The following is an 18,954-nucleotide window of genomic DNA, read 5'->3' as shown; positions in this document are numbered from 1 at the left end:
CACCACGCCGGTCCGAGACATCACAGCACGAACTTCGAGAGGTCGGCGTTCTTGGCGAGCGAGCTCACGCGCTCGCGAACATAGGCGGCGTCGATCTCGACCTTGTGGCCGGGCTTGTCCGAGGCGGTGAAGCTGATCTCCTCGAGGAGCTTCTCCATCACGGTGTGCAAACGGCGGGCGCCGATATTCTCGACCGTCTCGTTAATCTCGGCCGACAGACGTGCCAGCTCGTCGATGGCGTCGGGCTTGAATTCGAGCTCGACCTTCTCGGTGCCGAGCAGCGCCTTGTACTGCTTCACCAGGCTGGCCTCCGGCTCGGTCAGGATACGGCGGAAATCCTCCTGGTTGAGCGAGGCCAGGCTGACGCGGATCGGCAGGCGGCCCTGCAGTTCGGGCAGCATGTCCGAGGGCTTGGCGAGGTGGAAGGCGCCGGAGCAGATGAACAGCACATGGTCGGTCTTCACCGGCCCGTGCTTGGTGTTCACCGTCGTTCCTTCGATCAAGGGCAGCAGGTCGCGCTGCACGCCTTCGCGGCTCACGTCACCGCCGCCGCGGAACTCGCTGCGCGCCGTGATCTTGTCGATCTCGTCGATGAAGACGATGCCGTTCTGCTCGACCATGTCACGCGCTTCGCGCACCACGCGCTCCTGATCGAGGAGCTTGTCGCTCTCCTCGCGCATCAGCGTCTCGTGGCTTTCGGACACGGTCATCTTGCGCTTCTTGGTCCGGCCGCCGAACGCCTTACCCAGCATGTCGCCGATATTGATCATGCCGACCGACGCGCCGGGCTGGCCCGGCACTTCGAACTGCATGGGCGAGCCGGAATCGGCCACTTCGACCTCGATCTCGCGGTCGTTGAGTTCGCCGTTGCGCAGCTTGTGGCGGAAGCGCAGCCGCGTCTCCTCGCTGGCATTGGGGCCGCACAGCGCATCGATGACACGATCCTCGGCAGCCATCTCGGCCTTGGCGCGCACGTCCTTGCGCAGACGCTCCTTCGCCATCTCGAGAGCGGCTTCCATCAGATCACGCGCGATCTGCTCGACGTCACGGCCGACATAGCCCACCTCGGTGAACTTGGTGGCCTCGACCTTGAGGAATGGTGCGTTGGCCAACTTGGCGAGGCGCCGTGCGATCTCCGTTTTGCCGCAGCCGGTCGGGCCGATCATCAGGATGTTCTTGGGCAGCACTTCCTCGCGCAGCCCTTCGGGCAATTGCAGGCGGCGCCAGCGGTTGCGCAGCGCGATGGCGACGGCGCGCTTGGCGTCCTGCTGGCCGACGATGTGCTTGTCGAGTTCGGAAACGATCTCGCGGGGGGAAAAGTCGTTGCTCATGATTTTTTAGAGCTTCTCGATGACCAGATTGTGGTTGGTGTAGACGCAGATGTCGGCGGCGATCTTCATCGACTTGCGCGCGATCGCTTCGGCATCCATGCCGTCGACATCGATCAGGGCGCGCGCCGCGGAAAGCGCATAATTGCCACCCGAGCCGATGGCGATGATGCCACCTTCCGGCTCCAGTACATCGCCGGTCCCCGACAGCAGCAGCGACACATCCTTGTCGGCCACCGCCATCATCGCCTCGAGACGACGCAGATAGCGGTCGGTGCGCCAGTCCTTGGCGAGTTCGATGCAGGCGCGCAGGAGCTGGCCGGGATGGCGCTCCAGCTTGGTTTCCAGCCGCTCGAACAGGGTGAAGGCATCAGCCGTAGCACCGGCGAAGCCAGCGACGATCTGGCCATTGCCGATGCGGCGGACCTTGCGGGCGTTGCCCTTGACGATGGTCTGGCCCATCGACACCTGGCCGTCGCCGGCCATGACGACCTGATCGCCCTTGCGCACCGAAAGGATGGTCGTGGCATGCCAGCCCGGACCGGCGGAACTGTCTGATTGTGCGGAAGACATGCGCCCTAAATAGGCATTTGGGGGCACAAATCAATCGCGCATCTATGCCCGCAGAGGCCGTGCTAACGTCAGCCCATGAGCGACCCCGTCATCGTCATTGGCGCCGGCATCGTCGGCACCGCCACCGCCCGCGCCCTGCAACGCGCCGGCCATAGCGTCACCCTCCTGGACAGCGCCGAGCCCGGCAAGGCGACGTCCTTCGGCAATGCCGGCTTCCTGTCACTCGACAGCCTCATTCCGCTGGCCAGACCTGCGACCCTGAAGAAGGTGCCGCAGATGCTGATGGACCGTGACGGCCCCCTCACTTTGCACCGGCCGAGCATCCCGACCTTGCTGCCCTGGATGGCGCGTTTCGCCCTGGCGGCGCTCAGCACCGCAGAGGTCGACAAGGGCAAGGCTGCCTTCAAGCCGCTGATGCTGGAGGCCGATATTGCCTGGAAGGCGGAGATCCAGGCCTCGGGTCTCGGTGAACTCTTCCGGACCAAGGGCGCGCTCTATGTCTACGAAAGCGAGGCCTCGTTCCAGGGCACCGACGAGATGCGCGGCCTGCAGGCCGGCAAGGGTACGGAGTTCGAGATCGTTGACGGCAACCGTGCGCGCGAACTGGCGCCGGGCCTTAGCCCGCACATCGTGCGCGGCATCTACTATCCACGTGGCAGTCATACGGTGAACCCCTACCAGGTCGTGGCAACCCTGGCGGAACGCTTCGCGGCCGAAGGCGGCACCGTGATGCGTGGTCGGGTACGCGGATTTCGCCGCGACGGCGATCGCGTGACGGCCGTCCAGCTCACCGACGCCGAACTGCCCGCAAAGGCCGTCATGATCACCGCCGGCCGTGCCTCGGGCGAGTTGACGCGGCTGCTCGGCTTCAATGCGCCGCTGGTCGCTGAACGCGGCTATCACGTGATGCTGGCGCCCGACAATGTGCGCTTCGATCTGCCGGTCAGCCCGCCCGATCGCGGCCTCTTCTTCACGCCCATGGACGAGGGCTTGCGTCTCGCGGGCACGGTCGAGCTTGCCGCCCCGCACCAGCCGCCCTCCTGGCATCGCGCTGATCTGCTGATCAAGCATCTCAAGGCGATCTTCCCCGGTGTCGGCGGTGAGGAACGCAGCCGCTGGATCGGCGAGCGCCCAACCCTGCCCGACTATCGCCCGGCCATCGGCCGCGCGCCGCGTCTCGCCAATGTCTATTGCGGCTATGGCCATCAACATCTCGGCCTGACACTGGCGACCGCAACCGGTCGGCTGATCGCCCGTCAGATGGAGGGCGAGGAACTGCCCGACGCGCTGAAAGCCTGTGATCCGGGTCGTTTTGGGTGACGACGCGCATGCTTGCTGGGAAATGCTTTTGCGGTGCTGTGCAGTATGCCGTGGCCGATGCCTTCACCTACGCGCTGAACTGCCACTGCTCCAACTGCCGGCGCACGACAGGCTCCGCGTTCAAGCCTTTCGCCGGCATCACGCGCGACAAGTTCGCGGTCACCGAAGGCTGCGACAAGCTCCTGATCTTCGGCAAGGAGAAGACCCACGACGCGCATTGCAAGGTCTGCGGCTCGCTTCTCTATTCAGTCGTTCGCGACGGCATGTATGTTCATGTAACCATGGGCACGCTGGTCGATGCCCCTGCCATCCGGCCGACCGCGCATATCTTCGTCGGCTCCAAGGCGCCGTGGTTCACCATCACCGATGACCTGCCGCAGTACGACGAACACATGCCGACGCCTGCTGGTTCCGGCTGACGCCGCTCACCGGGTTGCGGGTGCTAAATCTTCCGGCCGAAGATCGTTACAGGTTTGGCGGTCGCCACGCGATTCTCGACGAAATCCCAATCCTTGACGAAAAACTCGTTGGAAAGCGTCCATTGGCCGTTGGAGAAGGCCAGCTCATTGGGCGCACGCTGCAGCAGGCGCGTGAACGGATCGTAGAACGCCCGCTCGAAGCCGTGCGTCTGGAAGAGCTTCAGGGTTTGGGGCGACGTCCCTTCCAACAGGATCGCCTTGAAACCCGGCTTCTTCAGCAGGCGCGGCGCACCGCTCAACACCTGCTCTTCGAAGCCCTCGACATCCAGCTTGAGCATCGCGGGTTCATCGTCTCCGACAATACTGTCGAGCGATCTTTGCGGAACGACGCGGACATTCTCGCCCGATGTCGAAACGACCTGGTTCATGGCGCCATGCCCGGTCGTGAAGAAGGCTTCTCCATCGCTCGGTCCCAACGCCACGGTCAGAACTTTCGCCAAGCTCGCCAGTCCGTTGATCTCGATATTCCGTGCGAGATCATGGCTGGTTTCGGCATCGGCCTCGATCGCCAGCGTCGTGGCGCGGCAGATGCCGGAGGCCAGCAAGGTGTAGGAGCCGATATTGGCGCCGGCATCGAGGAAGAGGTCGCCTTCCCGCAGAAAATGCAGGACGAACCCCATGCTCATGAACTCGTGCAGGCCAAAGTACAGATTGCCTGTCGCGCCGGTCATTCCCCGGCGAACGATCAGCCTCTGGCCGCCGATCCAGGGCATGACCACTTCCCGGTTGAGACGGCTCCTGACTTGCCATGTGGCGAACCTTGCCCAGGCACCGAGCTGGGCGTCGCGGGTGAGCGGATGGGCACCGATCGAATGGGCGATCGCCAGGAGCGAATTCATCGTCCTCGCATCCTAGCCCAGAGCCCCTCCGGACTCGACTGGACCAAACACGCCGGACGCTCCCCTAAGCCCCATACTGGAGCAAGGTCTCGCCGTTCTTCTTGAGCCAGGTCTGCGGCCCCTCGATGGGACTGTCGCAGAGGGCTCGAGCCAGTTCCCAGAAGCGTGGCCCATGGTTCAGGTGCACGAGATGGGCGACCTCGTGCGCCACCAGATAATCGAGCACCTCCGGCGGCGCGAAGACCAGCCGCCAGGAGAAGGACATCGCGGCATTCGGCCCGCAGCTCCCCCAGCGCGAACGGCTGTCGCGCAAGGTGATGCGCTTCACCGGCCGCTCGACCCGCTGCGCCTTGGCATGGACCAGCGGCACCAGCCGCGCCTTGAGCTCCGCCATCAGCCAGTCGCGCACGCGGCGCGGCAGATGTTCCGGCCTGCCGGCTACATGGATTTCCGCACCTTCCCGCCAGACGGTGCCGCGCTGGCCGGCGCGGTGGCGGATCACATGCGGCACGCCGAACAGCGGCACTTCGGCGCCATCGCAGAACGGCCGCCGCTCCGGCAGGCGATCGAGTCGGGCAGCAATCCAGCCGGCCTGTGCCTCGGCGAAGTCCACCGCCGTGCCGCGGGCCATGCGCAGCGGCGCCGTCAGCACGATACGCCGATTGGCCGGATCGACACGCAGCGACGCGCGCCGCGCCCGGGCGTTGCGCACGAAGGTGACGGGCAGCGTATCTCCGGCATGAGCAATGGTCAGTTGCTCGGGCTCGGGCAGCGTTTTAGGCAGGAGACGACTGAACCAGGATGACATCGAGGAGGGAAAGAGGATGAGCGAACAACAGGCGCACAAGACGCTGAGCGACGCCGGACGCAAGGTACTGGCCGAGGTGCTGGGCGAATCCTATCTCGCGCGGCGCGATGCGACCAACAACGATTTCTGGGCTCCCGTCCGCGCCTTCTCCGAGGAGTTCGCCTACGCCTCCCTCTGGACCCGCGACGGTCTCGACAAGAAGCAGCGCAGCATGATCACCGTGGCCATGCTCTGCGCCCTCAACCGCCCGCATGAACTCAAGATCCACCTCGTGGGTGCCCTGAACAACGGCTGCAGTAAGACCGAGCTCCGCGAGATCTTCACCCACGCGATCGCCTATTGCGGTTTCCCGGCCGCCATCGACGCCCTGCGGGTCGCCGAGGAAGTGCTGAAGGAACAGGGGAAGTTTTGACATGAGCCTCGATCTTGCCCGCATTCGCGCCGAGACGCCGGGCTGTGCCCGCGTCCTGCACCTCAATGCCGCCGGCTCGTCCCTGCCGAGCAAGCGCACGCTCGACGCGACGCTCGATCACCTGAAGCTCGAAGCCGAGATCGGCGGTTACGAGGCCGCGGACCAGGCCCGGGACACGCTGGATGGCTTTTACCCGTCCATCGCGCGCCTGATCGGCGCCGAAGCCGGCGAGATCGGCTTCATCGAGAATGCGACGCGCGCCTGGGATCTCGCCTTCTATTCACTCGACTTCAAGCCGGGCGATCGCATCCTGACCTGCGTCAGCGAGTATTCTTCGAACTACATCTCCTACCTGCAGGTGGCGAAGAAGACCGGCGCCGAGATCGTCGTGGTACCCGACGACAAGCACGGCCAGATCGACCTCGCCGCCCTGGAGCGCGCCATCGACAAGCGCACGAAGCTCGTCTCCATCTCACATATCCCGACCCAGGGCGGGCTCGTGCAGCCGGCCGAAGCGGTCGGCAAGATCGTGAACGATGCCGGCGTCCTCTACCTGCTGGATGCGTGCCAGTCGGTCGGGATGATGCCCATCGACGTCAAGAAGATCGGCTGCGACTTCCTCTCCGCCACCGGCCGCAAATACATGCGCGGCCCGCGCGGCACGGGCTTCCTCTACGCCCGCACCCGCAGCACTTCGCAGATCGAACCGATCTTCCTCGACAACCACGCTGCCCGCTGGACTGGCGACCAAGAGTACACCGTGCTCGGCGACGCCAAGCGCTTCGAGAATTGGGAGCGCTACTTCGCCGGTGTCATCGGCCTCAAGGTCGCGGCCGACCAGGCCAACGAACTCGGCATGGAGGCCGTATGGGCGCGTCTGCGCGCGTTGGCCGATGGCCTGCGCGCCCGCCTGGCGAAGCTCGACGGCGTGACGCTCACGGACCTCGGCGTGGTGAAGGGCGCCATCGTGACCTTCGCGGTCAAGGACGCCGATCACACGACGCTCAAGGCGGCGCTGCGCGGCCAGGGCATCAACGTGTCGGTATCGACGCAGTTTTCCTCGCGTCTTGATCTCAAGGGCCGTGGCTTACGCGATGTCATGCGCGCCTCGGTGCATGTCTATAATACGGAAGACGAGCTTGACCGGTTTGCCGCCGCGCTCGACTCTTTGATCCGACGCTAGCGTGGCATGGGGTTTGCTGCAGCGGCGTTGATTTTGGGGAAGGGAAACTCGATGACCGTTCGTCACACATGGACGCTGGCGGCGGTAGCCGCCATGGCGTTGTCGGCTGCCGTGCCGTTCGGCGCGGCCGGTCAGACGCAATCGACCTTGCGCGTGGCGCCCGAAACGCTGAGCCGCGTGCTCGATCCGCATTTCACGACGTCGTTCACGACTCGCGACCTTGGCTACCTGATCTACGACACGTTGTTCGCGATGAACGACAAGTTCGAACCGCAGCCCCAAATGGTCGGCAGCTATACGGTCAGCCCCGACAAGCTCACCTACACGTTCGTGCTGCGGCCCGGCCTCAAATGGCATGACGGCCAGCCGGTGACGGCGGGCGATTGCGTCGCCTCGATCCAGCGCTGGGCATCGCGCGACAGCATAGGCCAGACCCTGGCGAAGTTCATGACATCGCTGGAAGCCACGGACGCCAACACGATCAAGCTGGTGCTGCGGGAGCCCTATGGTCTGGTGCTGGACAGTCTCGGCAAGATCGGCGCACCGGTGCCTTTCATGATGCCGGAGCGCATCGCCAAGACGCCGGGCAGCGAGCAGGTGAAGGAGATCATCGGCTCCGGACCCTACAAGTTCCGCGCCGACCTGCATGAGCCCGGCGTGAAGATCGTCCTGGAGAAGTTTGCCGACTACAAGCCGCGCAGCGAGCCACCCAACTGGGCCTCCGGCGCCAAGATCGCCAAGTTGGACAAGGTCGAGATGCTGGGCATGCCCGACGCACAGACCCAGGTGAGCGCCCTGATCCGCGGCGAAGTCGATTATCTCGAGCGCGTGCCGGCCGACCTGCTGCCGTTGTTCGACGCCAAGTCGGGCGCCAAGGCCGAAGTGGTGAGCAAGTATGGCTTCCAGGCCATCATGCGCATGAACCACCTGCAGCCGCCGTTCGACAACGTGAAGGTGCGGCAGGCCATCGCCAAGGCGATCGACCGGTCGATGTACGCGGCTGTTGTGGCGGGCGATCCGCAGTTCGCCACCGACTGCGCGGCGATCTTCGGCTGTGGCATGCCGTACGAAAGCAAGGACGGCATTCCGGCGCGCGACGTCGCCGGCGCCAAGGCGCTCCTCAAGGAGGCCAATGTCGATATGTCCAAGCCGCTGGTGATGCTGCACGTCGCCAACGCGCCGGGCATCGCCGCGCTGGGCAACGTGACGCGTCAGGTGCTGGTCGATCTCGGCTTCAAGGTCGACATGGTGTCCATGGATTTCCAGACCTTCGCCACACGCCGGCTCAACACCGGCCCCGTCGCGCAGGGTGGCTGGAACCTCGCCCACACCACCAACTCCGTGCCCGACCAGGGCAATCCGCTCAGCAATCCGTTCCTGGTGGCGTCCGGTCCGCCGGCCGCCGCCTGGGGCTGGCCGACCGATCCCAAGACCGACGAGCTGCGCCTGAAGTTTGCGACCGCACCCGACGAAGCTGCGCGCAAGGCCATCGCCACCGAGATCCAGGTCCGCGCCTACGAGCAGGTGCTCTACCTGCCGCTGTCGCAGTTCACGACACCGTCGGCCTGGCGCAACAGCCTCGACGGCGTGCTGAAGTCGCCGGTGATGCTGCTCTACAACATCGAGAAGAAGTAAGGATTCCCGTCATGGCGAAAGCCGTTGCCGACGATTATCTGCGGCGCATTCCCAAGGCCGAACTGCATTGCCACCTGGCCGGCACGATCCGGGCCACCACGGTCGCCGAGCTGGCGAAGCGGTATGGAATGACCCTGCCCCGGCCGGCAGAAACACTCTACCAATGGCCCGACTTCGACGGGTTCCTGGAGATCCTGCGCATCGCTGCCGCGGTGTTGCGCACCCCTGCCGATTTCACGCGGGCAGTCTACGAATACATCGAGGACGCCGTGCGGGACGGCAACCTCAAGCACGTCGAGTTCTTCTTCAACCCGGACTACTTCTACCCCAACGGCATCGACTACCCCTCTCAAGTCGCCGGGATGGTGGAGGGCCTCCGTCAGGCCAAGGAGCGCTTCGGCGTGACCGGCCTGCTCATCTGCTGCATCGACCGCTCGCTCAACAACGGCGCCCAGGCAGTCGAGATCGTCGAGACGGCACTCGCGCACCGCCACGAACTCGTGGTGGGTATCGGGCTCGATGGCAACGAAAGTGTCGGGCCTCCCGCACTCTATGCCGAGGCTTATGCGCTCGCGAAGAAGGGCGGCCTGAAATGCACGGCGCATTGTTGCGAAGACTATCTGACGCCGCTGCAGGCGCCGCCCACGAACTACCTGATCTGCCGCGACGTGCTGAGGTGCGACCGCATTGATCACGGCTACAACATGCTGGCGTCGGACTTCGTGATGGCCGAAGCACGGCGCGACGGGCTCTACTTCACGCCCTGCGCCTGGACGAGCCTGCTGCACAACCGGCCCCACCGGCCGCAGCGTATCCGGCGCATGGCAGAGGCCGGCCTCAACGTTACGATCAACACCGACGACCCGGCAATGTTCGGGACCAATCTCGGCCACGGCTTCACGACCCTGTTCGAGTCGGTCGGCTGGGGACCGGACATGGCCCGCAAATTCAGTCTGAACTCGGTCGAAGGCTCGTGGCTGCATGAGAGCGACAAGGCCGCTCTCAGGATGGCTTTCCGCAAGGAGATCGCCGCCCTCGACAAGGAGTTCGGCTACGAGACGGCCGCACCGCCCGTGTAGCCGGCGCGAGCCTGGTGTGAATCTGGCGGCTACTCCGCCGCGACACCAAGCCCGATGGGGCAGGAAACGCCGGTGCCGCCGAGACCGCAGTAGCCGCCCGGATTCTTGGCGAGATACTGCTGGTGATAGTCCTCGGCGTAGTAGAAGACCGGCGCCTCGAGGATCTCGGTCGTGATGGCGCCGTAGCCTTTCTTGGCGAGCTCCTTCTGGAACAGCGTCCGCGAGGCTTCGGCTTGGGCTTTCTGCTCGGGCGAACAGGTGTAGATGCCCGAGCGATATTGCGTGCCGACATCGTTGCCCTGGCGCATGCCCTGGGTCGGATCGTGGCTTTCCCAGAAGACGCGCAGCAGCGCGTCATAGGAGGTCTTGGTCGGATCGAACCAGACCATCACCACTTCGTTGTGGCCGGTATAGCCTGAGCAGACTTCCTCGTAGGTCGGGTTGGGCGTCGGACCCGCGGCATAGCCGACGGCCGTGGCGTAGACGCCTGGCGCTTCCCAGAATTTCCGCTCCGCTCCCCAGAAGCAGCCCAGGCCGAACATCGCCTGTTCGAGGCCGGCGGGAAACGGCGGCTGGATCCTGTTGCCGTTGACGTAGTGCTCGGCCGGCACCTCGAACGGACGTGACGCGCGACCCGGCAGGGCCCGGTCAGCCGTCGGCATCTCGGTCTTCTTGCGCAAAATCTGCCACATGGCGCGGCTCCTCTTGCTGTCACCCACTCAATTTGCCTGTCATCAATATGGCCATACAATGCCGCCGAATCGAGGGGGAGAGGCTTCCGATGCCCGTGTTTTTCGTCTGCGCCGGCCTGCTCGGCCTCCTGGCGGTGGTCCTCACCATCAATGTCGGCCTGATGCGCGGGCGCAAGAAGATCTCGCTGGGCGATGGCGGCGATGCCGAGATGCAGGCCGCGATCCGCGCGCAGGGCAACCTGTTGGAGATCGTGCCGTTCACCTTGCTCGTGATCTACATGGCCAGCGACTTCTACGGTTTTCGCATCGTGGCGATCCTGTCGGTCGTGCTGCTGGCGGCGCGTGCCCTGCATGCCGGCGGCATGCTGGGCTTCATTCCATACGGCCGGGCGGTCGGTGCGATGGTCACCACTGCGACCTTGGGCGTCGCTTCGGTGTTGCTGGCGTTGGCAGGTCTCGGCCTGAAGCAATACTGAGGCGCTGGGCGGCGAACGACGGGCGGAGTCGAACGGCGATCATGCTCAACACGATCTGGCGTATCGCCTACGAGGCCGGTGAGGGCTACTTCACCAACCGGCTCTCGACTTCAGCCGCGGCCATGGCGTTCTACACGATGTTCGCGCTGGGCCCGATCATGATCTTCGTCATCGCTATTGCCGAGCCGATCGTCGGCCGGTTGATGGCGCAGGAAGCGATCTTCAGTGCACTCAGCACCGTCGTAGCGCCCGAGCAGCTTCAGAGCATCCGCCGCTTCGCCTCGGAAGATCTGTTCAAGGGCGGCGGCCTCGCCGCAATCGTCGGCGCCGTGGTGCTGCTCTACACGGGCACGCGTGTCTTCGTGGAGCTGGACGACGGTATCGACGCCATCTGGCGAGATACCAAAGCCAGGGCTCTGCATCCCGTGCTGGCCAGCCTGCAGTCGCGGTTGCTGGCATTGGCGCTGATGGTGGTGCTGGGCGTGGTGCTGATCGCGGTCATCCTGGCCAGCGTTCTGGTCTCGGCCTATGCCGGCGCATTGCAACGGTTTCCGATCCTGGGCGAATGGATCGGCCCGGCCTTCTCGACCACGGTGCACTATGGGCTGCTCGCCGGCTTCTTCACGCTGATCTACAAGTGGCTGCCGACCGGCAGCGTTCCGTGGCGATACGCGCTGATCGGCGGCGCCGTGAACGCGCTGTTGTTCGCCGCCGGCAACCGCGCCCTGGTTTACTATTTCGAGGTGACGCAGCTCACCTCGGCCTTCGGCGCCACGGCGGGTTTTGCCGCCATCATGGTCTGGATGTACTGGACCTCGCTCACGATCCTGATCGGCGCCCAGGTCGGCCGCGCGACGCGCGATGTGTTGATCGAAAATCGCGCGCGCGAAATGGTCGAGGGCGATCTCTAGCCCTCGCTCCGTTGCGGTCAGTTCTTGGCGCCCTGCGGCGTGGCCTTGGCGTTGAGGTCGAGCAGAACCTCCCAGTTACGCTGCGAGGCGAGATGCAGCGAGACGAGATCGAGCCAGCCCGCCTTGTGCAACTCGGCAAGCTTGTCGGCTGCCAGGGCGCGATAGGCCTTCTCGTCGATCGTGAGGAAGCCGTCGAGCGTATAGCGCTCGCCATCCGGGAAGGTGATTTCGGCCCGGTTGGAGGTCAGGAGATTCGCCCCACGCAGCGCGTCGGCGAAGGCGACGGTGCGGAGATGGTCTTCGTGCATGGCCTGGCAGAACTCCATGGCCGCGCGCGTCGCCTGGGTCGGCCCGCCGCCGCTCTCGAACAGCAGATCGCCGGCGGCGTCCTCGCCCAGCGTCTCGATGAACCGCTCGGAGGCTGAGTCGATGCTGAGCAGCCGCGTGTTGGGATCGGGCGTCTCGGTGATGATGAAGGGATAGCGGCGCACGTAGGCCGGCACATAGTAGCCCGCGCGCCAGGAGCCATCGTCCTCCAGGAACAGGTTGCGCCCCTGCTTCAGGCCCAGCACCGCCAGCGGCACCGGCCGTTCGGCATCGGCGAAGACGATCGGATAGTGACGCAGCGCCGGCATGAACTCGCCGATCATGAGCGGCACGGCGGTGGCTTCGCGCGTGAAGCTGAATTCCTGAGCCCTGCCGAGGCCGGCGCGACGGTGATCCTCGAAGCGCAGCACGACGGGCGTGCGGTAGAAGAGCGGCAGGCCGGCGGCAGCGGCAGTCGGGGAAGCGGCGGTGGTCATCGGTCCTCGCGGGCTCGGAATGGTAGGTGTTCGAACGGACCAGGCTCGCGCACTTGTCGCGAACCGGCGGCGGACGAAGAACCGATAGTTGCGAGTCCGGGACGATGCCTGTCAAGGGAATCGGGAAAGCCGACGATCCCGGGCCAGCCGCCGCACGGCATCGTTGAATGCCGCCAAAGGGATCGTATTTCAGAGAGTTAGCATCCCCTGCGGCAGCGGCAGGTGATGGCCTCGCGTGGGAATCCACCCAGAAAAAGTCGGCACGTGGCTGCTGGTCAGGACAGCAGCAGGAGATCAGAACATCGTCGCCAGCACGCGGTCCGGCGGCTTGTGGCCGTCGGCGAAGGTCTTGATGTTGATCAGCACCTTCTCGCCCATCTCGATGCGGCCTTCGAGCGTAGCCGAGCCCATGTGCGGCAGCAGCACGACACGGTCGAGTTCGAGCAGCTTGGGATTGACCTGCGGCTCGTGCTCGTAGACGTCGAGGCCGGCGCCCGCCAGCTCGCCTGCCCTCAGCATGCGCACCATGGTGTTCTCGTCGATCACTTCGCCGCGCGCAGTGTTCACGATGATAGCCGTGGGCTTCATCAGCTTGAGGCGGCGCGCCGACAGGAGGTGGAAGGTCGCCGGCGTGTGCGGGCAGTTCACCGAGACGATGTCCATGCGCGCCAGCATCTGATCGAGGCTTTCCCAGTAGGTCGCCTCGAGCTCGCGCTCGATCTCGCCGTGGACACGCTTGCGGTTGTGATAGTGGATCGCGAGCCCGAAGCCGCGCGCGCGACGCGCCAGCGCCTGGCCGATACGGCCCATGCCGACGATGCCCATGCGCTTGCCCTGCAGCCGTGCGCCCAGCATCGAGGTCGGGCTCCAGCCCGCCCACTTGCCCTCGCGCACCAGACGCTCGCCCTCGCCCATGCGTCGCGCGGTGGCCAGCACCAACGCCATCGACATGTCGGCAGTGTCTTCGGTCAGCACACCCGGCGTGTTGGTGACGGTGATGCCGCGCTGCCGTGCCGTGTCGAGATCGATATGGTCGACGCCGGTGCCGAACGAGGCGATCAGCTTCAGCTTCGGGCCGGCTTGCGAGAGTATGCGGCTGTCGATGCGATCGGTCACCGTCGGCACCAGCACATCCGCGGCCTTTACCGCCTCAATGAGCTGGGCAGCTGTGAGCGGCTTGTCGTCGGCATTGAGGCGCGTCTCGAAAAGCTCCATCAGCCGCGTCTCGATGGCGTCGGGCAGCTTCCGGGTGACGATCACCAGCGGTTTCTTGTTGGAACTGGACGGCATAGGCAGATGGGGACCGGAGGCTCGCGCGGGAGAAGACGATAGCCCGATTAGCAATTCCTCGCGCGTTTTGTCCAGCAGGCGGCTTTCTGGGCGTGCGCGGCGGAAAAGCGCGCTTTTTCAGGTACTTGTCGATCGATATGAAGATTTCAGGTATATAGGCGTCGATGGGAAGTCGATTGCCGCTCCTGGTTTGCCTGCTGTCCGTTGCCCTGGCAGGGGCTGGGGCCTCCTTCCTTTCCGCTTCGACGGCCTCAGCCCAGGCAGGCAGCAAGCCTCTGGCCCTGCAGCGCAAGGGGTCGGGCCTGCCAATTCCGCGCTTCGCGTCGCTGCGATCCGACGAGGTCAACGTCCGAACCGGCCCCGGCTCGCGCTATCCGGTCGACTGGGTCTTCAAGCGCAAGGCCATGCCGGTCGAAATCGTCGCGGAATTCGAGAACTGGCGGAAAATCCGCGACTGGCAGGGCGCCAGCGGCTGGGTCCACCAGAGCCTGCTGACCGGCAAGCGGAGCTTCATCATCGCCACCAAGGCCGCCAGCGTACACAAGACACCGGCCTCGTCGGCGGAGGTGATCGCCAGGCTCGAGCCCGAGGTGATGGGCGAGATCCGCTCCTGCGCCGGCGATTGGTGCCGCGTCAAAGTGTCTGGCGTCAGTGGCTGGATCGAACGGACCGGCATGTGGGGCGTCTACAAGTCGGAACCCATCAACTAGCTTGCCGCGCGACTGCAACGGCGCTGGCGGCCAGGCGTATCGGACCGTAGAACGAGCATCGCCGTGGCCCACGACGTAAGTTTCACCCGCGCCCACCACTTCGACCGCATGCCCCCGTCGGCGATCCTGCTGACGACGACGCTGCATGTGCTGGTCGCCATGGCGCTCTTCTGGATCTCGCCGCTGCGGCCGGTCGACCATTTCGAGGACGCCATCAACATCACGATGGATGCGCCGCCGGAGCCTGCGCCACCGCCGCAGGCCGCCGCTGAACCAGAACCGGCCCCCACGCCTGCGCCGACACCGCCACCAGCCACGCCCCCTACCACGACGGTGCCGACGGCGGCCGTCCAGCCGCCGCCTCAACAGCCGCCCCAGCAAGCACCCCAGCAGCCCCCCCAGCAATCGCGCACACCGGTACAGCGGCTCGGCCTGCCGCCTGTGGGCACGACGACCGATCCCCAGGCCAAGCCGGGAACCGAGACGACAGCCGAGAAACCGGCTGAAACGCCGCCGCCGGCGAAGGAAGAGCCGCCCCTCCCTCAACAAGAGACCGCCAAGGCGGAGACGCCGGAGCCACCGCCAGAGCCGGCCAAGCCGCCGGAGGTGCAGCAGGCAGCCGCTCAACCGCAGCCGCAACCTGAGCCCACACCGGCGCCGCAGCCTCCACCACCATCGCTCGAGGCGGCGCTACCACCGCTCGAAGCGCCACCGCCTCCCGTCACCGAGCGCGAGGTGCCACGGCCGGCGCCCGCGCCTCCGCCCGCACCGAAGCCCCCAGCACCGCAGGCGACGCGCCCTCCTCCTCCGCCACCGGTGCAGCATCCGCCTCCCCAGCACCCGCCGCCGCAACAGCAGCAGGCCCTGCGGCCCTCGCCGCTCGGCCAGGCGCCGCAACAGCGTGCGCCGGCTGACCGCCAGGCCGCCGCCGAACCGGCGCCGACCTTCCGCAATCCAGCCGATAACTTCGGCAACAAGCGTGCACAGGAGCAGTATCTCTGGTCGGTCATGCGCCGCATCGCGCAGTTCCCGTACGTGCCCAAAAATACCAACACGATCCGTGAAGAAGGAACGGTGCTGACGCGCGTAACCATCGCGCGGGACGGCCGTTTGATGAATGTCGTCATGGAAAAGTCGAGCGGACTGGCCTCGCTCGATGCCGGTGTGATGGAGACGATCCGAAAAGCGTCGCCCTATCCGCCGTTGCCCGGTGAAATTCCCGGCGCCAGCCATACATTCATGCTGCCGGTCAGCTTCCGCTACAACGAGCAGCGCTAAGCCGACCGCACAAGGGCTGCCGTTCCGGCTGGCCCCTGATCCGCACGGGTCGTAGAACAAGTGGTGCCGTGACCCACGACAGCATCCTTCCTTCGCCCGGCGGGGCGTTGCCCAGCGGGGCGTTGCCCGCCGGTGTGTCGCAATCCGGACGCATGTCGCCGGCGGCGCTCACCCTGGCGATTGGTTTGCATGTCGGGATCGCAGCGGCGCTGTGGTGGATCTCGCCGTTGCACTCCGACGATCACGCCGAAACGCCGATCATGGTCTCGGTCGAGCCCGAACCGCTCGGCGGGTCGAGCACGGGAGCCCAGAACAGCGCGGCCTCCGCCGGGGGCGCGCCGGCCTCCAGTGCCTCCACCTCCACGCCCACGATGGAAACCGCGACGGCACCAACGCCGCCGCAGACAGCGCCGACGCAGCCTCAGCCGCCTCAAGCCGAACCGCAGCGGGAGCCGCAACAGCCCCAGCAGCAAGCAGCACAAGCGGTGGAACCGTCACCTCCCGCTGAAGCCGATCCGCAGGCGACCTGGCAGACCGACGCGTCGGCGTGGAAGCCGCAGGTAACCTTCGAGGAGGCATTGCCACCGCCAGAAGCGCCACCGCCGCCGACCTCGCGCGACATTCCAAAGCCGCAACGCGCCGCGCCGCCACCGCGACCCGTGCAGCGCGCGCAGACGGCTGCCCCGCCGCGACCAGCACCGCCGCCGCCCGCTGCATCGTCTTCATCGTCATCGGTGGGCGAGCAGCAATCGACCGCCAGCCTGTTGTCATCGTCAGCCGCTGGGGCCTCGAATTCGGACCTGGCAGCCGGACAGGGCGGGATGCGCAACGATTACCTGTCGCGCGTGTTCCGCCACATCGAGCCGTACCGCGTTTATCCGCCGAGCGCGCGCGAGAACCGCCAGTCGGGCCGCGTGGTGACGCGCGTCACGATCAATCGCAACGGCCAGCTCGTCGACGCCAAAGTCGAGCGGTCGAGCGGCTGGCCCATCATCGATGCTGCCGAACTTGCCGCCATCCGCCGTGCCATGCCGCTGCCACCGGTGCCGAGCGGCATGCTCGGCGACCCGATCGTGCTGATCCTGCCGATGAACTACGGGATGCGATAGACCTTGAAGGTCAGGCGAAGTCGGCCGAGAGGGCCTGACGAACGGCCTCAGGCATCACGGCCATGTGGCCGTAGTTGGGATGGTCGAAGCCGACCACGACGTCGCCCGCACCGCTCTTGAAGGCGGCGCTCTCGGCAGCAGTGAAGGGGAAGCGGATGAACTGCACGGCCGAGGCCTTGCCGTCTTCACGCGAGCGCTCCTGATCGTCTTCCGCCACGCCACGCACTGTCGCGCCGTTGATGCGGATGAACGCACGCTGCTCGACGCCACCGAGCGTGGCGAGGACGCGCGCGCGGCGCAGCGGATCGTCGATCTCGAACATCACCGTAGCGACTAGCTCGCTGCCCTGTGGGATCAATGGATTGTAGGCCGCGAGTTCGTCGACGAGCTGTTCGGCGCCGCCCTTCTCGATGAAGAGCATCTCGTGCACCTGGTGCAGCATCGTATCGTAGGACTCGAAGTAGAAGGTCGCGAACGGCCCGACCTCGAGCCGGCGGCTCTTCTTGATCTCGGCGATCCGCTTGCGGCGCTCGGCACGCTGGCCGACATACTCCGCCAGCGGGATGATCATCGAGGCATCGATCTTGCGCGGGGTCATGCTTCCTGCCTTCCGATACCGTAAGCGCGCGCCAGCAGCTCGATCGGATGATCGGCACGCGAGGGCTTGGGCTTCTGTTCGCCGGCCGTGATTTCCATCACCTGCATGAGATGATCGGCGGCCAGCGGGCATTCCGAAGCAACGAAGCTGGTGTCGTTCTTGAGGGCGGTCTGCGCCGCGGGCTTGCCGACCTTCACCGCCGTCTCGAAATTCTCGGTGCGCGCGCCCCAGATGCCGCCATGGCCGCTGCAGCGTTCGATTACCGCCACGCGTGTCTTGGGAATGAGGCGCAGCATTTCGGCCGCCTTGGCGCCCATGTTCTGTGCCCGCGCATGGCAGGCGAGATGGACGCTGACGCCTCCCTCCAGGGGTTCGAGGCCCGGCGCCAACCCGTTCTTCTTGGCGATGTCGACGATATATTCGGAGAGGTCGAAGGTCGCATTGCTCAGGCGTTCGATGGCGGGATCCTTGGGACAGATCAGCGGCCATTCGAACTTCAGCATCAGCGCACAGGACGGCGTCAGCGCGACGATATCGTAGCCCTTGTCGACCCACGGCAGCAGCGCCGCCGAAACATTGTGGGCCGCCGCAGCGACCGATTCGATGTCGCCCAGTTCGAGCTTGGGCATGCCGCAGCAGGCGGGATGCACGACCTCGGTCTCGACACCGTTCTTCGCCAGCACCGCACGCGCGGCGGCACCGATGTCGGTATTGTTGAAGTTCACGAAGCAGGTTGCGTAGAGCACGGCCTTGCGCTTGCCGAAGGCGGGTGCGGCTTCGTTCAGTTCAGCGCCTTCGCGACGCGCGCGGATTTCGAAGGTTTCCCCGGCATAGCGCGGCAGGCGCGCGCCGTGATGGATATCCGCGAACTTTTCCATGCTCTTGCGCATGGTCGTGTTGTGCTCGTCGGTCACCCAATTCGCCGCCGTGGCAGTGAAGGTGCCGAGCCGGCCCATGCGATCGGTGTCGGCGAGCTGCCGCGCCACGAAGTCGACGCCGTTCTTGCGCGCCTGGACCGCGCGATGGCGCAGCATCAGGTGCGGAAAGTCGAGCGCCCATTCGTGCGGCGGCACGTAGGGGCATTTGGTCATGAAGCACATGTCGCAGAGCGTGCAGGCTTCCTCGACCTGCGCGTAGTCCTCCTTCTTCACGCCGTCGAGTTCGCCGGTCGGACCGTTGTCGATCAGGTCGAACAGACGCGGGAAGGAATCGCAGAGGTTGAAGCAGCGTCGGCAGCCGTGACAGATATCGAAGACCCGCTCCATCTCCTTTTCGAGCGCCTTCTCGTCCCAGAACCAGGGGTTCTGCCAATCGAGAGCGTGTCGGATCGGGGCTTCGAGGCTGCCTTCGCGCATGGTGTGGTGCTCTGCTGCCGGCGGGTAGCGGGGTTTGATCGGTAAGCTAGACGAAAAAGGGGACCCGTGCGGGGTC

20 protein-coding genes are annotated in these 18,954 nt (G+C 65.6%); 11 read left to right on the top strand and 9 right to left on the bottom strand.

Translation table 11 applies throughout. The annotated features are described in order from the left end of the window. Nucleotides 1-20: 20 nt before the first annotated feature. A complete protein-coding gene (gene hslU, locus EPO50_RS07450; RefSeq protein WP_296342528.1) occupies nt 21-1,331 on the bottom strand; it encodes an ATP-dependent protease ATPase subunit HslU in 1,311 nt (436 codons plus the stop codon). A 6-nt stretch (nt 1,332-1,337) separates the two neighbouring features. Next, complete coding sequence (gene hslV / locus EPO50_RS07445; RefSeq protein ID WP_043284295.1) at nt 1,338-1,901, bottom strand: ATP-dependent protease subunit HslV; 564 nt, start codon at nt 1,899-1,901, stop codon at nt 1,338-1,340. Between the two features lie 75 nt (nt 1,902-1,976). Here hslV and EPO50_RS07440 point away from each other — a divergent pair, with 75 nt between their 5' ends. Next, the gene (locus EPO50_RS07440; RefSeq protein WP_296342524.1) at nt 1,977-3,221 is read left to right on the top strand and encodes an FAD-binding oxidoreductase; all 1,245 of its coding nucleotides are present in this window, start codon (nt 1,977-1,979) and stop codon (nt 3,219-3,221) included. 8 nt (nt 3,222-3,229) lie between these two features. Next, nucleotides 3,230-3,640 (top strand): GFA family protein, encoded by a 411-nt coding sequence (locus tag EPO50_RS07435; protein ID WP_296342523.1) that lies wholly within the window; start codon nt 3,230-3,232, stop codon nt 3,638-3,640. A gap of 23 nt (nt 3,641-3,663) precedes the next feature. Here the strand turns inward: EPO50_RS07435 and EPO50_RS07430 are convergent, their stop codons facing one another. Together EPO50_RS07430 and EPO50_RS07425 are read right to left on the bottom strand one after the other, a co-directional pair. Continuing rightward, nucleotides 3,664-4,539 carry an FkbM family methyltransferase gene (locus tag EPO50_RS07430; protein ID WP_296342521.1) on the bottom strand — a complete coding sequence of 292 codons (876 nt, stop codon included), beginning with the start codon at nt 4,537-4,539 and terminating at the stop codon, nt 3,664-3,666. A gap of 64 nt (nt 4,540-4,603) precedes the next feature. After that, nucleotides 4,604-5,347 carry a M48 family metallopeptidase gene (locus EPO50_RS07425; RefSeq protein WP_296342519.1) on the bottom strand — a complete coding sequence of 248 codons (744 nt, stop codon included), beginning with the start codon at nt 5,345-5,347 and terminating at the stop codon, nt 4,604-4,606. A gap of 16 nt (nt 5,348-5,363) precedes the next feature. On the opposite strand from EPO50_RS07425, the gene EPO50_RS07420 reads away from it, so the two are divergent. Genes EPO50_RS07420 through add form a run of 4 tightly spaced genes read left to right on the top strand, consistent with a single transcriptional unit; the run spans nt 5,364 to nt 9,656 of the window. After that, a complete protein-coding gene (locus EPO50_RS07420; RefSeq protein WP_296342517.1) occupies nt 5,364-5,759 on the top strand; it encodes a carboxymuconolactone decarboxylase family protein in 396 nt (131 codons plus the stop codon). A 1-nt stretch (nt 5,760) separates the two neighbouring features. Further along, on the top strand, nt 5,761-6,942 hold the full coding sequence (locus EPO50_RS07415; RefSeq protein WP_296342515.1) for an aminotransferase class V-fold PLP-dependent enzyme: 1,182 nt from the start codon (nt 5,761-5,763) through the stop codon (nt 6,940-6,942). A 51-nt stretch (nt 6,943-6,993) separates the two neighbouring features. Next, nucleotides 6,994-8,577 (top strand): ABC transporter substrate-binding protein, encoded by a 1,584-nt coding sequence (locus EPO50_RS07410; RefSeq protein ID WP_296342514.1) that lies wholly within the window; start codon nt 6,994-6,996, stop codon nt 8,575-8,577. Nucleotides 8,578-8,588: 11 nt separating this feature from the next. After that, nucleotides 8,589-9,656, top strand: coding sequence for an adenosine deaminase (add, locus tag EPO50_RS07405; protein WP_296342512.1), 1,068 nt, complete (start codon nt 8,589-8,591; stop codon nt 9,654-9,656). A gap of 29 nt (nt 9,657-9,685) precedes the next feature. Here add and msrA read toward each other — a convergent pair whose 3' ends face one another. Next, nucleotides 9,686-10,348: a peptide-methionine (S)-S-oxide reductase MsrA gene (msrA, locus tag EPO50_RS07400; protein WP_296342510.1), complete on the bottom strand. Its 663-nt coding sequence runs from the start codon at nt 10,346-10,348 to the stop codon at nt 9,686-9,688. 89 nt (nt 10,349-10,437) lie between these two features. On the opposite strand from msrA, the gene EPO50_RS07395 reads away from it, so the two are divergent. Both EPO50_RS07395 and EPO50_RS07390 read left to right on the top strand, forming a co-directional pair. Further along, nucleotides 10,438-10,824 carry an MAPEG family protein gene (locus EPO50_RS07395; protein ID WP_296342508.1) on the top strand — a complete coding sequence of 129 codons (387 nt, stop codon included), beginning with the start codon at nt 10,438-10,440 and terminating at the stop codon, nt 10,822-10,824. A gap of 41 nt (nt 10,825-10,865) precedes the next feature. After that, the gene (locus EPO50_RS07390; RefSeq protein WP_296342507.1) at nt 10,866-11,735 is read left to right on the top strand and encodes a YihY/virulence factor BrkB family protein; all 870 of its coding nucleotides are present in this window, start codon (nt 10,866-10,868) and stop codon (nt 11,733-11,735) included. 17 nt (nt 11,736-11,752) lie between these two features. On the opposite strand, the gene EPO50_RS07385 is transcribed toward EPO50_RS07390, so the two are convergent. Together EPO50_RS07385 and EPO50_RS07380 are read right to left on the bottom strand one after the other, a co-directional pair. Continuing rightward, complete coding sequence (locus EPO50_RS07385; protein WP_296342505.1) at nt 11,753-12,538, bottom strand: SapC family protein; 786 nt, start codon at nt 12,536-12,538, stop codon at nt 11,753-11,755. Between the two features lie 294 nt (nt 12,539-12,832). Beyond that, nucleotides 12,833-13,828 carry a D-glycerate dehydrogenase gene (locus tag EPO50_RS07380; protein ID WP_296342503.1) on the bottom strand — a complete coding sequence of 332 codons (996 nt, stop codon included), beginning with the start codon at nt 13,826-13,828 and terminating at the stop codon, nt 12,833-12,835. A 164-nt stretch (nt 13,829-13,992) separates the two neighbouring features. Between EPO50_RS07380 and EPO50_RS07375 the strand changes: the two genes are divergently transcribed. The 3 genes from EPO50_RS07375 to EPO50_RS07365 all read left to right on the top strand — a co-directional run bounded on the left by EPO50_RS07375 (nt 13,993) and on the right by EPO50_RS07365 (nt 16,925). Further along, on the top strand, nt 13,993-14,538 hold the full coding sequence (locus EPO50_RS07375) for an SH3 domain-containing protein (protein ID WP_296342501.1): 546 nt from the start codon (nt 13,993-13,995) through the stop codon (nt 14,536-14,538). 63 nt (nt 14,539-14,601) lie between these two features. Further along, complete coding sequence (locus EPO50_RS07370) at nt 14,602-15,816, top strand: cell envelope integrity protein TolA (protein WP_296342499.1); 1,215 nt, start codon at nt 14,602-14,604, stop codon at nt 15,814-15,816. A 68-nt stretch (nt 15,817-15,884) separates the two neighbouring features. Continuing rightward, complete coding sequence (locus tag EPO50_RS07365) at nt 15,885-16,925, top strand: energy transducer TonB (RefSeq protein ID WP_296342497.1); 1,041 nt, start codon at nt 15,885-15,887, stop codon at nt 16,923-16,925. Nucleotides 16,926-16,935: 10 nt separating this feature from the next. Here the strand turns inward: EPO50_RS07365 and EPO50_RS07360 are convergent, their stop codons facing one another. After that, a complete protein-coding gene (locus tag EPO50_RS07360; protein ID WP_296342495.1) occupies nt 16,936-17,523 on the bottom strand; it encodes a DUF3501 family protein in 588 nt (195 codons plus the stop codon). Beyond that, on the bottom strand, nt 17,520-18,878 hold the full coding sequence (locus EPO50_RS07355) for a heterodisulfide reductase-related iron-sulfur binding cluster (protein WP_296342493.1): 1,359 nt from the start codon (nt 18,876-18,878) through the stop codon (nt 17,520-17,522). The genes EPO50_RS07360 and EPO50_RS07355 overlap by 4 nt, the downstream gene beginning before the upstream one ends. Nucleotides 18,879-18,954: the final 76 nt, after the last annotated feature.

Origin of the sequence: Reyranella sp., assembly GCF_004297405.1 — a bacterium.
GTDB lineage: Bacteria > Pseudomonadota > Alphaproteobacteria > Reyranellales > Reyranellaceae > Reyranella.
Note: the sequence above shows the minus strand (reverse complement) of the source record. Positions and strands in the feature narration are given on the sequence as shown.

Excerpts from the sequence above, each read along its gene's own strand:
- EPO50_RS07385 (WP_296342505.1), bottom strand. The coding sequence starts at position 12,538 with ATGACCACCGCCGCTTCCCCGACTGCCGCTGCCGCCGGCCTGCCGCTC.
- EPO50_RS07440 (WP_296342524.1), top strand. The coding sequence starts at position 1,977 with ATGAGCGACCCCGTCATCGTCATTGGCGCCGGCATCGTCGGCACCGCC.
- msrA (WP_296342510.1), bottom strand. The coding sequence starts at position 10,348 with ATGTGGCAGATTTTGCGCAAGAAGACCGAGATGCCGACGGCTGACCGG.
- add (WP_296342512.1), top strand. The coding sequence starts at position 8,589 with ATGGCGAAAGCCGTTGCCGACGATTATCTGCGGCGCATTCCCAAGGCC.
- EPO50_RS07430 (WP_296342521.1), bottom strand. The coding sequence starts at position 4,539 with ATGAATTCGCTCCTGGCGATCGCCCATTCGATCGGTGCCCATCCGCTC.
- hslV (WP_043284295.1), bottom strand. The coding sequence starts at position 1,901 with ATGTCTTCCGCACAATCAGACAGTTCCGCCGGTCCGGGCTGGCATGCC.
- EPO50_RS07395 (WP_296342508.1), top strand. The coding sequence starts at position 10,438 with ATGCCCGTGTTTTTCGTCTGCGCCGGCCTGCTCGGCCTCCTGGCGGTG.
- EPO50_RS07380 (WP_296342503.1), bottom strand. The coding sequence starts at position 13,828 with ATGCCGTCCAGTTCCAACAAGAAACCGCTGGTGATCGTCACCCGGAAG.
- EPO50_RS07355 (WP_296342493.1), bottom strand. The coding sequence starts at position 18,878 with ATGCGCGAAGGCAGCCTCGAAGCCCCGATCCGACACGCTCTCGATTGG.
- EPO50_RS07425 (WP_296342519.1), bottom strand. The coding sequence starts at position 5,347 with ATGTCATCCTGGTTCAGTCGTCTCCTGCCTAAAACGCTGCCCGAGCCC.
- EPO50_RS07375 (WP_296342501.1), top strand. The coding sequence starts at position 13,993 with ATGGGAAGTCGATTGCCGCTCCTGGTTTGCCTGCTGTCCGTTGCCCTG.
- EPO50_RS07415 (WP_296342515.1), top strand. The coding sequence starts at position 5,761 with ATGAGCCTCGATCTTGCCCGCATTCGCGCCGAGACGCCGGGCTGTGCC.
- hslU (WP_296342528.1), bottom strand. The coding sequence starts at position 1,331 with ATGAGCAACGACTTTTCCCCCCGCGAGATCGTTTCCGAACTCGACAAG.
- EPO50_RS07435 (WP_296342523.1), top strand. The coding sequence starts at position 3,230 with ATGCTTGCTGGGAAATGCTTTTGCGGTGCTGTGCAGTATGCCGTGGCC.
- EPO50_RS07360 (WP_296342495.1), bottom strand. The coding sequence starts at position 17,523 with ATGACCCCGCGCAAGATCGATGCCTCGATGATCATCCCGCTGGCGGAG.
- EPO50_RS07420 (WP_296342517.1), top strand. The coding sequence starts at position 5,364 with ATGAGCGAACAACAGGCGCACAAGACGCTGAGCGACGCCGGACGCAAG.
- EPO50_RS07410 (WP_296342514.1), top strand. The coding sequence starts at position 6,994 with ATGACCGTTCGTCACACATGGACGCTGGCGGCGGTAGCCGCCATGGCG.
- EPO50_RS07390 (WP_296342507.1), top strand. The coding sequence starts at position 10,866 with ATGCTCAACACGATCTGGCGTATCGCCTACGAGGCCGGTGAGGGCTAC.